Origin of the sequence: Amycolatopsis sp. La24, from assembly GCF_029087445.1 — a bacterium.
In the GTDB taxonomy this organism is placed as follows: Bacteria; Actinomycetota; Actinomycetes; order Mycobacteriales; family Pseudonocardiaceae; genus Amycolatopsis; species Amycolatopsis nivea.
The window spans coordinates 215357-227509 of the sequence record NZ_JARACH010000002.1; the positions used below are offsets into that span (position 1 = coordinate 215357).

Here is a 12153-nt window from a genome sequence, read left to right on the forward strand (position 1 = left end):
TTCACCTGCCCTGCTTAAGGTCGGCCGCATGTTGCGGGACGTGCGGGAGTACATCGATCGGCTCGGGATCGACGGGCATTCGGTCGCCGAGGATCACGACGACGATCCGGTGTTGATCGACGCGTTCGGCAAGGCTGTCGACACCTGGCGGGAGAACTATCCGTACGACGAGCGCATGCCGCGCGAAGAGTACGACGAGACCAAGTATCTCCTCCAGGTCGAACTGCTCAAGCTGCAGAACTCGATCAGCGAGACCGGCAGCCGGCACGTCATTCTCTTCGAGGGGCGCGACGCCGCGGGCAAGGGCGGCACCATCAAGCGGTTCATGGAGCACCTCAACCCGCGCCACGCTCGTACGGTCGCGCTCGCCAAGCCCAGCGACCGGGAAGCGCACCAGTGGTACTTCCAGCGCTACGTCCAGCATTTGCCGACCGCCGGCGAAATGGTGTTGTTCGACCGGTCCTGGTACAACCGGGCCGGGGTCGAGCAGGTGATGGGGTTTTGCTCGCCCGACCAGTACGAGCAGTTCATGCACCAGGTGCCGCTGTTCGAGGAAATGCTCGTGGAGAGCGGGATCACGGTCACGAAGTTCTGGTTTTCGGTGACCCAGGCCGAACAGCGCACCCGGTTCATCATCCGGCAGGTCGATCCGGTGCGGCAGTGGAAACTGTCCCCGATGGACCTGCAGTCGCTCGACAAATGGGACGACTACACCGCGGCCAAGGAGGCGATGTTCCTCCGCACGGACAACGATCACGCGCCGTGGATCACGATCAAGAGCAACGACAAGAAGCGCGCCCGGATCAACGCGATGCGCTACTTCCTGTCCCGGTTCGACTACGAGGGCAAGGACGAAAAGATCGTCGGGGAACCGGATCCGCTGATCGTGAAGCGCGGGCGGGACGCGGTCGGCGACTGAATCTCGTCAGTCCAGCACGTCGGGTTCCTCCTCGACAATCAGGTCCTCCAGCAGGCGGAAGTTGTTGCGCGCCATGTTCGCGCTGCCGAATTGCCGGGCGGCGAGCGTGGCTTCCTCGGCGGTCATCACGCGAGGCGTACCGGCGGCTTCGGCGAGGAGTTGCATCTGGCAGGCGCGTTCCATCGTGATGAACCACCACGCCGCCTCGCCGACGCTTCGGCCGACGGTCAGCAATCCGTGATGGCGAAGGATTGCCGCGCGTTTCGAGCCGAGCCGGGCGGCGATGCGCACGCCCTCGTCACGTTCCAGGACCAAGCCTTTGTACTCGTCGAAAAGCACGTGGTTTTCGTAGAAGGCACAGGATTCCTGGATAATCGGGTCCAGCAAACGATTCAATGCCGACCACGCGCGGCCGTGGATCGTGTGCGCGTGTGCGACGGCGACGACGTCCTCGCGGGCTTCGTGGATGGTCGAGTGGATGGCGAAGGCGGCCTTGTTCGTGCGCCGCGTTCCCTCGACCACTTTGCCGTTCTCGTCAAGGAGAATCAGGTCGCTGACCTTGATCCGGGAGAAGTGCACCGCGTACGGGTTGACCCAGAACCGGTTCGGGAACTCGGGGTCGCGCGCGGTGAGGTGCCCGGCGATGCCCTCGTCGAAGCCGTACCGGGCGAACAGCCGGAAGGCGACGGCGAGCTGGCGTTTGCGGTGCGCGCGTTCGGCGGCAACGGAATCCAGGCGTTCGGGCAGGGTGTCGAGGTCGAGTTCGGCTACCGGGGCGTCGGTCATCAGCATCTCCCAATGTTGCCTGTCTGGCAACAAGAGTGCCTCGGAGGCACAACGGGAGTCAAGCGATGACGACGAGGACTTCCGCGTCCGGGGCGCCGCGCAGGGTGTGGTCGGTGCTGCCGGGGAACTGCGCGGAGTCGCCCGCGGCCAGGAGATGGGTTTCGCCGGCCAGGGTCAGTTCGAGCTGACCGCTGACGACGTGCAGCCACTCTTCGCCGCGATGCCGGGTCGGACGAGGTGGGACGGACTTGCCCCGCAGCGTCACGAGCGTCGCCTCAAGCGCGGACGACGGCGGGGACAGGTGGGTCATGGAAGCGCCGCGAGTGCCGTACGTGACGGCGTCCTCGCGCTTGACGATCGGCGAGCGGCGTTCCTCGGCGGCGACGAGATCGGCGACGCTGACGTCCAGCGCCCGCGCGAGAACCACCAGCGTGCCGAGGCTGGGCACCCGCTGGCCGCTCTCGACCCGGGACAGATAGCCCGGCGTGAGGTCCGCGGCGGCGGCGACCTTGTCCAAGGTGAGGCCGCGTTCCAGGCGAAGCTCGCGCAATCGTCGCGTGATCCGCTGCTCGGCTTCTTCCGCCTCCTGGCTCATCCCCCCACTGTAAGCGGCTCAGCCCTCGAGGAACTCCAGCCGGTTGCCGACCGCATCGAAGGTGTGGAACCGCCGCCTGCCGGGGATTTCCGCGGGGTCGGCCCACGTCACGGACCGGCCGGAGGCTTCGATCGCGGCGGCGACCGCATCCACGTCGACCACGAACGCCGGGTGCGCCTTGAGCGCCGGACGGAAGTCCGCCTCGACGCCGACGTGCAGTTCGCCGTCCGGCCCGCCGACGCCGGGCACTTGGAACCAGCAGCCGCCGCGTGCCGCCAGCAGCGGCGGTTTCGGCAGTTCCGGCCAGCCGAGCACACCGGTGTAGAACGCGCGTTCGTCGTCCTCCGCGCCCGCCGGGCAGGCGACCTGCACGTGATGGATCATGCCTCGAAACCTACGCCAGCTCAGCGGGTTTCGGCTCCGGGAAAGCGTAGAACCGCACGGCCAGATCACGCGCCTCGTCGGACGGACCGGGTTTGCGCGCGGCGTAGCGGTGCACCAGTTCCAGGTACTCCGCTTCGAACTCCTTCAAGTCCTTGTGGCTCAGCCGGATGCCGGCGCGGCTCCCGGCGGTCCAGCCGTCGAAGGTGTCGCGGCGTTCGGCGGCCCAGGCCATCAGGCGCACCTCGCGGTCGTACTTCGCGTCCAGGTAGGCGGCCAGCTTCGGCCGGTCCTCCTCGGGGAAGTCCTCCGGCCTGGCTTCGTTCGTGCTCTGCGGGACGGAGTGCCAGCGGCCGTCGCGGGCGCGGCGCGTGTATCCGGCGTGGGTGAGGGTCAGCAGCGCGGCCGGGACGTCGATCGACGGGATTTGCGTGCGCAGTTCGGCCGACGTGGCGGGCAGCAACCGGAGCAACCGCTGGTAGTTCGGGTTCGTGTGCACGGCGATGTCGCGCATGGTCAACGGCCGCGGTCGCGCGTTGCCGGCGAGCAGCGCACGCGCACGCAGCATCAGGAACACCGCGATCGGCACCTCCGCGAGCAACGCGGTGCCGAGGCTGGCCCACTGGTCGGGGCCGCCCCAGTCGAGGACGACGTCGAACCACGCGTCGCAGCACAGCAGCGCGGCGGTCGCGGCCAGCATCGGCACCGAGGCGCGGCTGCGGCGCATCCCGAGCAGCACGGAGGCGGCGAAACACAACAGCAGAACGATGTCGAAGCCGACCCAGGCGACCCGCCACTGGCTCGTGTCGAAGTGCTCGGGCAGGGTCAGCCCGAGGTAGACGGTCCACGGCACCAGGAACACCGCGATACCGGCGAGGATGGCGAGAAGCACGCGTCGGAACACTCGATCGACGCTAGCCGCGCCGGCGCCTGGGAACATCGGGGAAGTTCCCGGAGATCGACCCCGAGAAAGCGTCTACTGTGGACGGTCGGCGGCGAGGGCCTGCCAGTGGTCGGCCTCGGCGGTCGCGCCGCGGGCGCGCAGCATCCGGGTCAGGCTCAGCATGCCCTGGACGTCGCCGGTTTCCGCGGCGACCCGGAAGCAGCGTTCGGCCTGTGCCAGGTCGCTGCGGGCCTCGGCGAGATGCCCCAGGTTGGTGAGCGCGGGGATGCTGCCGTGCTCGGCGGCCTTGCGGTACCAGGCCGCGGCCTCGCCGTCGTCTCGGCGATTGCGGGCGAGGACGCCGAGGTTGGTCATCGCCGCCGCGTCGCCCGCCTCGGCGGCTTCGAGGTACCAGGTCTCCGCTTCTTCGAGGTCGCCCCGGCGGTGCAGCAACAGCCCCAGCCGCACCTTCGCCTCGACGTGCCCGCCCTTCGCGCCGCGACGGAACCATCGCTCGGCGTCGCCCTCCCGGTTGGCCCGTTCCGCTTCCCGGCCCAGCAAGCAGGTCGCGGAGAGTTCGCCCGCGTCCGCCGCGGCTCGCCACCAGTGCGCCATCTCCTCGGGCGCGCCGAGTTCTCGCAGGACAGCGCCGAGGTCCAGCATCGCGGTCGCGTCACCGTCCTCGGCGGCCGCGCGGCACCAGCCCTCGGCGTCGGAGTACCGGCCGTCTTGGACCAGCAGGTGGCCCAGCAGTCCGGCCGCCTCGGTCGCGCCGGCCTGGAACGCGGCGGCGTACCAGTGCTCGGCGTCGCCGAGACGACCCTGGTTTTCGCAGGTACGGGCGTATCCGACCATCCCGTGCGGTTCGCCGGCCTGCGCGGCTTCGTGGTACCAGCGGGCGGCTTCTTCGTCTGCGCCGCGTTCGGCGAGCAGGTGGGCCAGCGCGGTCATGGCGATCCGGTCGCCGCCGTTCGCGGCCCGCCGGTACCACTCCTCGGCTTCCGCCGCATCGCCGCGTTCGCGCAGGTCAGCAGCGACCCGCGTCATCGCTACGACGTTGCCGCCCTCCGCCGCCTTCCGGCGCAGGTAGTCATCGACTCGTGTGTTCCACTTCCGCAGCCGCCCGGGCATCTCGCACCCGCTCCTTTCCGGCTCCCCACTCAAGTCAATCGTTTCGCGACGCGCCCGCGTGACACCTTCGCGAGCGTTATCCACCCCCGCTGATCTGGGCTTTTTCGTTGACCGGCAACAACTGGCCCGACGTGGTCCTTGCCACGGCTCGAGCGCTGCCGAGAGTGTCTGCGCGATTACCGGCCCGGCGACAGGCATACTCCGGCTCCCCGAAGTCCCCGCCCGAGAGGATCCCGCGCACCATGGCCCGGCCGTTCCCCACCAAGCGCACCGTGCTGCTCGCGGTCGTGCTGCTCATCGCTGTCGTCGGGTTTTGGTACGGCCAGCGCGAAGTCGGCAACACCCAGTCCGAGGCGGCGCCCGCGTCCGCCGCGGACGCGACGAAGCAGCTGTCCGAGCTGAAGATCGGCGCGCGCGGCACCATGACCGGCTATTCGCGCGACAAGTTCAAGCACTGGGACAGCCAGGGCGACAACTGCGACACCCGCGAGGCTGTCCTCAAGCGCGCGGGCAAGGACGTCAAGGCGGGCAGCGACTGCAAGCCGACGTCGGGCACCTGGCTCAGCGTGTACGACGGCCAGACCTGGACCAAGGCGACCCAGCTCGACATCGACCACATGGTCCCGCTCGGCCAGGCCTGGGTGAGCGGCGCGCGCGACTGGACGCAGGAGAAGCGCGAGCAGTTCGCGAACGACCTCACCCGGCCGCAGCTGTTCGCGGTGACGGCGAGCGTGAACCGGCAGAAGAGCGACAAGGCTCCCGACGAGTGGAAGCCGCCGCTGGTGTCGTTCTGGTGCACCTACGCGACCGACTGGGTCACGGTGAAGCACTACTACGGGCTGACGATCACCGACATGGAGAAGAACGCGCTGCAGGACATGCTGAAGCGCTGTCCAGCGTGACAAGCTGGGCCCCATGGCGACCTTCGCACTGATCCACGGGGGCGGCGGCAGCGGCTGGGACTGGCACCTGGTCGCCGCGCGGCTCGAGGCGTCCGGCCACGAGGTCGTGGCACCGGACTTGCCCATCGAGAACCCGCAAGCGACGTTGACCGAGTTCACCGACACCGTCGTCTCGGCGATCGGCGACGCGCAGGACGTCGTCGTGGTCGGCCATTCCTACGGCGGGTTCACCGCGCCGCTCGTGGCGGAACGAGTCGGCGCGCGGCTTCTCGTGTTCGTCGCCGGGATGGTGCCCGCGCCGGGCGAAGCTCCGGGGGAGTGGTGGGGCAACGTCGGCTTCGAATCGACCGAGGGGTTGAGCGTCACCGAGCAGTTCATGGCAGACGTCCCGGCCGAGCTGGCGGAGGAAAACGAGCGGCGCGGCCGGGATCAGAACAGCGCCGAGTACAGCGTTCCGTGGCCGGGCGAGCGGCTGCCGGACGTGCCGACGAAGGTCTTGCTGTTCAGCGACGACCAGTTCTTCGCCGCGGATCTGCTGCGTCGGGTCGCGCGCGAGCGGTTGGGAGTGGACGCGGACGAGATGGCCGGCTCCCATCTCGCGCTGCTGAGCCGTCCGGACGAACTGGCGGACCGCCTAATGGCGTATTACGCGACGGTGGCTGGCTAACCAGGCGCTGTCCCAGTTGCGACATGTCGCAACGGCGACACCGCGAGGTAGTGACGTGAACCCCGGCTCGCCCCGAATCTTGTGCGATGACGTGGAGATCACGAGCCATCACTCTCGGCTGCACGGGCGCACTGGTCGCGGCACTCGGCCACGCGGCGCCCGCGGCGGCCGAGCCCACGAGCGGTTCACCGGCGCCTGGTCCCGGTGAACGGCACACGGTCACCTTGCTCACCGGTGACGTCGTGCAAGTCGAAAGCGTCCAAGGCGGCAGGCAGATCGCGACGGTCCGGCCGGGCAAGGGGCGGGAGAACATCCGCTTCACGCAGTCCGAAGTGGACGGAAAACTGCAGGTCATCCCGGCCGACGCGGTATCGCTCGTCGCGGACAAGCGCCTCGACAAAGCCCTGTTCAACGTCACCGACCTGATCGCGCAGGGGTACGCCGACGAGTCGAGCCCGACGGTGCCGATGATCGCGCACTACGCCAAGGGCGTCTCGATCGCTGCCGCGCCGGCGCTCGCCGCCACCACGCAGGGCGCCGAACTGCCCAGCGTGAACGGCCGTGCGGTGCGGGAAGACAAGAAGCGCGCCGGCGAGTTCTGGAAGTCCTTCACCGGTCCTCACGCGGCTTCCGGTGCGGTGGAACGGATTACGCTGGACCGCAAGGTGCACGCGTCGCTCGACCGCAGTGTCCCGCAGATCGGGGCACCGGAGGCGTGGGCGGCCGGATTCGACGGATCCGGCGTCGCGGTCGCCGTGCTCGACACCGGCTACGACCCCAACCACCCGGACCTCGCGGGCAAGGTCGCCAAGTCGGCCAACTTCTCGACCAGCCCGGACGTCGTCGACCGGTTCGGCCACGGCACGCACGTCGCGGCGACCATCGCGGGCACCGGCGCGGCCGCGGGCGGCACGCGCAAGGGCGCGGCGCCCGGCGCGAAGCTGTATGTCGGCAAGGTGCTCGGAGACGACGGCACGGCCTCGTCTTCCGAAGTCCTGCAAGGGATGGAGTGGGCCGCGAACTCCGGTGCCAAGGTGATCAACATGAGCCTCGGCGGCGGCGCGACCGACGGCACCGACGACCTCAGCGTCGGCCTCAACGAACTCACCGCCCGCACTGGCGCGCTGTTCGTGGTCGCCGCGGGCAACGACGGCCAGGAAGGCGCGTCGACCATCGGCACGCCGGGCACCGCGGATTCCGCGCTGACCGTCGGCGCGGTGGACCGCAAGGACGAGCTGGCTCCGTTCTCCAGCATGGGCCCGCGGCAGGGCGACCAGGCCGTGAAGCCGGACATCACCGCGCCCGGCGTGGGAATTGTCGCGGCGCGCGCGGCCGGCACTTCGCTCGGCGAGGTGGTGGATCAGTACTACACCGCGGCGTCCGGCACGTCGATGGCGACTCCGCATGTCGCTGGTGCGGCGGCGATTCTGGCGCAGCGGTATCCACAGTGGACCGCTCAGCAGCTCAAGGACGGCTTGGCCAGCACGTCGAAGCCTTCTGCGGGGCTGAACGCGTTCCAGCAGGGCGGCGGACGAGTGGACGTCGCGGCCGCGGCGGTGCGTCCCGGAGTCTTCGCGACCGGCACGCTGAACCTCGGCCCGGTCACCAACGACAGCGGTCCGGTGCGCAAGGAAATCACTTACACCAACACGACTTCCGCGCCGGTCACTCTCACGCCGAAGCTCGACCTGCGCCGCGGTGACGGGGCCACTCCTGGCGACGCGGTGAAGCTCGACAAGTCCACTGTGGAGGTTCCGGCCAACGGGACCGCGACAGTCGCGATCACCGTCGACTCGGCCGCGCTGGTGCCCGGCAACTACACCGGCAGCGTTCTCGTCGGTGCCGTGCACACGACGGTCGGCCTGGTGAAGGAACCGCCGAAGCACAAGGTGAGCATCACCGGCATCGGGCGCGACGGCAAGGCGTACCCGATGGATCTGCAGCTCTTCGGCGACGACATGCGGTACGACATCGTCCGGACCATCCAAAGCGACCACCCGTTCGTCACCGAACTCCCGGAGGGCACCTACTACGCCCGCGGGATGTTCCACACCGGGCTGGCTCCGGACGAGGAACTCGCGATCGTGCTCAAGCCCGAGTTCACCATCACCAAGGACCTGAACCTGGTGCTGGACGCGCGGAACGCGGTGCCGGTCGAGATCAAGACGCCGCGGCCGTCGACGCTGGAAAACATCATCAGCAGCTACGCGCACCGCGAATTCGGCTCGCGCAAGATCTCGAACTACGTCATGGAATTCCCCGGCGTCCGGCACATCTACGTGACGCCGACGCAGAAGGTGAAGAACGGAACGTTCGAATTCGGCTCCCGGTGGCAGCTCACCGCGCCGATGCTGACCGCGACCACGTTGCCGTGGCTCGGCGTCAAGACCGAACTGTTCTACTACGCCTCGTCCCCGACGATTTCCGGGATGAAATGGCTCGACGTCGTCCCGGTCGACGCGAACAAGCCGGAGCAATACGCCAAGGCACGCGGGAAAATCGCGGTGGTGACCCCCGCGAAGGACGGCACCAACCCGGAAGAGGCGGCGAAGCTGGCCGCCGCCGCGGGAGCCGCGATGGTGATGGTCGTCAGCCTGCCCGACGAGCACACGTACGCGCACTGGCAGCCGCGCGGCAAGCGGTTGCCGATTCCCGCCGTGCGAGTCACGAACGAACAAGGCATGAAACTGGCCGACCGGGCGAAATTCGGTTTCACGAGCATGCTCCTGCACGGCACGCCGGTGAGCCCGTACCTGTACGACATCATGCAGGTGACGCACGACCAGATTCCGGACAAGATCGTCTACCAGGTCAGCGAGCGCAACACCGCGACGGTCACCGCGAATTACCACGCGACCGGCAAGGACGAGTGGCTTTCCGAGCAGCGGTTCGGCTGGCGGCCGTGGGAAAAGACCGCGATCAACCAGTATCAGCGGTACGCGCACACCGGAACCGCCCGCGAGGAAATCGTTTCGACCGACGAGACGATCTGGCAGCACCGGGTGAACAACAAGCTCAGCTGGGACACTTTCCAGCCGCTGGGGGTCGGCATGCTCGAACAGCCGCATACGCTGAGCCCTGGGCAACGGACGACGGAAAACTGGTACGCGCCGGTGGTCCGCCCGGCGATCCCGCGCGGAGCCGGGCTGGAAACTTCGCGCACCGGCGACACTTTCGCCTTCCGCGTCCCGGAGTTCGCCGACCCGGAAACCTCGCACTACGCGTTCTCCGAAGCGGAATTGGGCGATGAGCAGCCGGACCAGGTGAGCGCGAAGCTTTACCAGGACGGAAAACTCGTCAAGGAAGGCCCGGCGGCGTGGGGCAAGTTCCCCGCTTCGGCGGACCCGGCGAAGTACCGGCTCGACCTGGCGCTGACCAAGTCCACTCCGGACTGGGCCTACGGAACGCACACCGAAACGTCGTGGACCTTCGGGTCGAAGCGGCCCGCCGAAGGCAAAACGGACCTGCTTCCGTTGCTGCAGGTGGATTACGGCGTGCAGACCGATCTGGCGCAGCAGGCACGCGCCGGGCGTTCGCTGCCGGTCGAGTTCACCGTCCGCAACCAGGACGGCATGGCCGCGCCGAAGAATCCGCGGCTGACCGTCGAAGTGTCCTATGACGACGGTCGCACGTGGACGAACGTCAAGCGGATGGACAGCCTCGGCGGCGGCCGCTTCCGCGCCGTGGTCGACCATCCGCGGCTGGACCGCACCAACGGGTTCGTCGCGCTGCGCGTGCACGGATCCGACGGAGACGGGAACGCAGTGCAGCAGACGGTGATCCGGGCCTACGGGCTCTCCTGAGAAAGAGGCAGCCGGATAACCCCCGCGGTTATCCGGCTGCCGCAGGCTCGTCGAGCCAGCCCTGCCTGCTGACCTCCCACGCCAGCTGCATCCGGGTCTGCACGTTCATCCGGGTCATCAGGTCGTGGATCCGCCGCTGCACGGTCCGCTGGCTCACCGCGAGCCGCGTCGCGATCGCCTTGTCGGTCACCCCGGCGACCAGCAGCGACAGCAGGTGCAGTTCGTCGCGGTCCGGACCGGCGCCGCCGGGAGCGTCCTGCGGAGTCCCGTCCGCGCGCAGCGGCCACGCGCGTTCCCAATAGCTTTCGAACAACGCGATCAGCGCGGCCAGCAGACTGCTCTCGCGGATCAACGCGGCGGTCGGTTCGCCGGAGCCGTCGAGATTCTGCACCAGCGGGCACAACGCGATGGTGCCGTCGGCGATCGCCAGCCGCACCGGAACCACGGTGGACGACCGCGCCTCCTCGCCGTGCCGGATCCCGTGCGCGACGTTCTCGATCATGCCGGGCTCTTCCAGCATCGCCCGCTCGTAAACGACCCGGTACCGCACGCCGCGAGCCAGCGCGTCGTATTCGTCGGCGTTCTCGCCCGACGCCATCGCGATGTGCCCGGCCCGGCAGAACCACAGCAATTCGTGCCGGGCGCCGACCTGGATGTTCGTCAGCTGCTGCCGGATCGCCGCGCTCCCGGTGATCACCTCGACCAGCTGCGTCGCGTCCCGCCGCCGCGCACCGCCGCGGTACTCCTCGGCCATCCGGCTCACCGCGGTGCGCGCCCATTCCAGGGATTCCTGCCCGCGCATCAGCAACGGCCCGAACGCGACGTCCGGCGGCGACGGCGCGTACCGCGGCTCGTCTCCGGCGACCAGGCTGACCAGCCCCTTGGCGTGCAGCGAACGCAGGATCGCCGACACCTGCGCCGCGCTCAGCCCCAACTGCTCGGCGACCTGCCGCGGTCCGGCGTCGAACATCCCCACGAGGAGCCGGTAGACCCGCTCTTCCTCCCCAGTCACCCCGATTGCGTCCAGCATCCGGCGAGCGTAAGGCACCGGCAACGGGAGCGAACGAGACAAAACCGGACAGCGCCCGCCGGGGACCAGTCCCGGCGAACCGGACTACAACCGAGCCTGCCGTCCCCGATCAGGAGGCTCGACGATGACCGACGATCCCCGCCCCGCGACTTCTCCCGGCCCGGATGACCAGGCCTTCCCGGGAAGATCGCGCAAACCGCTCGCCCGGCGTCCGGCGCTGTGGATCGGACTCGCGTCCGCGGCCTGCTTCATCACCGGGATCGTGTTCTTCCTGCTGCCGGTGACTGCCCTTTATTACCTCGACGACGCCGGTAACCCGACCGACGTCCGGGCGATCTACGGCACGCGAAGCGACCAGATGCTGGGGCTTCCGGCGAATATGTTCGGCCAGGGCGATCCGCCGACGGACACCACGAGCGTCCGGATCGGCTGCGGCACGGCGCTCAGCACCCCGGAGAGCTGGCTGATCGCCGAGGCGCACGGCGCGGAAGGCTGTGCGGCCGCCGAACGGCCGCGCATGATCGTGGGCTGGCTGGGAGTCGGGCTAGGGGTGCTCGGCGCGGCCGGACTCGTGGTGGGCGGCCGCCGTCAGCTGAGGCCGAACGCCGCCCAGACGCACTTGCCGCCCTCAGCCGGGTCGTAACCCCAGCGCCGGGACAACGCGCGTACCAGCTGCAGCCCCCGGCTGCGCGCCGCGGACGGGGCGACCGGTTCCTTCAGCTGCGGAATGGAGGCAGAGGTGTCGAAGACCCGCACCATCAGTTCGCCGTGTTCGAGCCGCAGTTCCAGCCGGTCCGGCCGGTCGCCGTGCTCGAAGGCATTGGTGACCAGCTCGGAGGTCGCCAGCAGCACGTCGTCGCGCAGCTGGGCGGGAACGTCGAGCTGGGCGAGCGCGGCGCGAACCTGGGCCCGCGCGATGGCGGGCGCGGTGACGTCGTCCGGAAGCTCCAGAAGCACGGTGGCGGCAGTCGCCCCGGTGCTCCTGGTCGGCATCCTCGACGTCGTCATGGCTTCTGCACCTCCCGGCCGCTGTGCTCGCATGTGGTGTTTACCCAA

12 protein-coding genes are annotated in these 12153 nt (G+C 69.0%); 5 read left to right on the plus strand and 7 right to left on the minus strand.

Features of this window, described 5'->3' with window-relative positions:
• The first annotated feature begins 28 nt into the window (after positions 1 to 28).
• Positions 29 to 919 carry a polyphosphate kinase 2 gene (ppk2, locus tag PUT80_RS04635; RefSeq protein WP_043837720.1) on the plus strand — a complete coding sequence of 297 codons (891 nt, stop codon included), beginning with the start codon at positions 29 to 31 and terminating at the stop codon, positions 917 to 919.
• A gap of 6 nt (positions 920 to 925) precedes the next feature.
• On the opposite strand, the gene PUT80_RS04640 is transcribed toward ppk2, so the two are convergent.
• From PUT80_RS04640 to PUT80_RS04660, 5 genes are all read right to left on the minus strand, one after another.
• Entirely contained in the window at positions 926 to 1705 is a 780-nt protein-coding gene (locus PUT80_RS04640; RefSeq protein ID WP_275291198.1) for a class II aldolase/adducin family protein, read from the minus strand.
• Positions 1706 to 1763: 58 nt separating this feature from the next.
• A complete protein-coding gene (locus PUT80_RS04645; RefSeq protein ID WP_275291199.1) occupies positions 1764 to 2300 on the minus strand; it encodes an XRE family transcriptional regulator in 537 nt (178 codons plus the stop codon).
• An 18-nt stretch (positions 2301 to 2318) separates the two neighbouring features.
• Positions 2319 to 2684, minus strand: coding sequence for a glyoxalase (locus PUT80_RS04650; RefSeq protein ID WP_134732652.1), 366 nt, complete (start codon positions 2682 to 2684; stop codon positions 2319 to 2321).
• A gap of 10 nt (positions 2685 to 2694) precedes the next feature.
• On the minus strand, positions 2695 to 3585 hold the full coding sequence (locus PUT80_RS04655; RefSeq protein WP_238603573.1) for a hypothetical protein: 891 nt from the start codon (positions 3583 to 3585) through the stop codon (positions 2695 to 2697).
• 72 nt (positions 3586 to 3657) lie between these two features.
• Positions 3658 to 4695: a tetratricopeptide repeat protein gene (locus PUT80_RS04660; RefSeq protein ID WP_037807259.1), complete on the minus strand. Its 1038-nt coding sequence runs from the start codon at positions 4693 to 4695 to the stop codon at positions 3658 to 3660.
• A 242-nt stretch (positions 4696 to 4937) separates the two neighbouring features.
• On the opposite strand from PUT80_RS04660, the gene PUT80_RS04665 reads away from it, so the two are divergent.
• From PUT80_RS04665 to PUT80_RS04675, 3 genes are all read left to right on the plus strand, one after another.
• Positions 4938 to 5597, plus strand: coding sequence for an HNH endonuclease family protein (locus PUT80_RS04665; protein ID WP_134663874.1), 660 nt, complete (start codon positions 4938 to 4940; stop codon positions 5595 to 5597).
• A gap of 13 nt (positions 5598 to 5610) precedes the next feature.
• Entirely contained in the window at positions 5611 to 6264 is a 654-nt protein-coding gene (locus PUT80_RS04670) for an alpha/beta hydrolase (RefSeq protein ID WP_275291201.1), read from the plus strand.
• Between the two features lie 86 nt (positions 6265 to 6350).
• A complete protein-coding gene (locus tag PUT80_RS04675) occupies positions 6351 to 10067 on the plus strand; it encodes a S8 family serine peptidase (protein ID WP_275291202.1) in 3717 nt (1238 codons plus the stop codon).
• Positions 10068 to 10095: 28 nt separating this feature from the next.
• On the opposite strand, the gene PUT80_RS04680 is transcribed toward PUT80_RS04675, so the two are convergent.
• The gene (locus PUT80_RS04680; RefSeq protein ID WP_037807267.1) at positions 10096 to 11097 is read right to left on the minus strand and encodes a LuxR family transcriptional regulator; all 1002 of its coding nucleotides are present in this window, start codon (positions 11095 to 11097) and stop codon (positions 10096 to 10098) included.
• Positions 11098 to 11221: 124 nt separating this feature from the next.
• Here PUT80_RS04680 and PUT80_RS04685 point away from each other — a divergent pair, with 124 nt between their 5' ends.
• The gene (locus PUT80_RS04685) at positions 11222 to 11740 is read left to right on the plus strand and encodes a hypothetical protein (protein WP_275291203.1); all 519 of its coding nucleotides are present in this window, start codon (positions 11222 to 11224) and stop codon (positions 11738 to 11740) included.
• Here the strand turns inward: PUT80_RS04685 and PUT80_RS04690 are convergent.
• Positions 11686 to 12105 carry an ATP-binding protein gene (locus PUT80_RS04690; protein ID WP_037807271.1) on the minus strand — a complete coding sequence of 140 codons (420 nt, stop codon included), beginning with the start codon at positions 12103 to 12105 and terminating at the stop codon, positions 11686 to 11688. The genes PUT80_RS04685 and PUT80_RS04690 overlap by 55 nt on opposite strands.
• Between the last annotated feature and the right edge of the window lie 48 nt (positions 12106 to 12153).

Coding starts and splice junctions, on each gene's coding strand:
- ppk2 (WP_043837720.1), top strand. CDS start 29: ATGTTGCGGGACGTGCGGGAGTACATCGATCGGCTCGGGATCGACGGG.
- PUT80_RS04640 (WP_275291198.1), bottom strand. CDS start 1,705: ATGACCGACGCCCCGGTAGCCGAACTCGACCTCGACACCCTGCCCGAA.
- PUT80_RS04645 (WP_275291199.1), bottom strand. CDS start 2,300: ATGAGCCAGGAGGCGGAAGAAGCCGAGCAGCGGATCACGCGACGATTG.
- PUT80_RS04650 (WP_134732652.1), bottom strand. CDS start 2,684: ATGATCCATCACGTGCAGGTCGCCTGCCCGGCGGGCGCGGAGGACGAC.
- PUT80_RS04660 (WP_037807259.1), bottom strand. CDS start 4,695: ATGCCCGGGCGGCTGCGGAAGTGGAACACACGAGTCGATGACTACCTG.
- PUT80_RS04665 (WP_134663874.1), top strand. CDS start 4,938: ATGGCCCGGCCGTTCCCCACCAAGCGCACCGTGCTGCTCGCGGTCGTG.
- PUT80_RS04670 (WP_275291201.1), top strand. CDS start 5,611: ATGGCGACCTTCGCACTGATCCACGGGGGCGGCGGCAGCGGCTGGGAC.
- PUT80_RS04675 (WP_275291202.1), top strand. CDS start 6,351: ATGACGTGGAGATCACGAGCCATCACTCTCGGCTGCACGGGCGCACTG.
- PUT80_RS04680 (WP_037807267.1), bottom strand. CDS start 11,097: ATGCTGGACGCAATCGGGGTGACTGGGGAGGAAGAGCGGGTCTACCGG.
- PUT80_RS04685 (WP_275291203.1), top strand. CDS start 11,222: ATGACCGACGATCCCCGCCCCGCGACTTCTCCCGGCCCGGATGACCAG.
- PUT80_RS04690 (WP_037807271.1), bottom strand. CDS start 12,105: ATGACGACGTCGAGGATGCCGACCAGGAGCACCGGGGCGACTGCCGCC.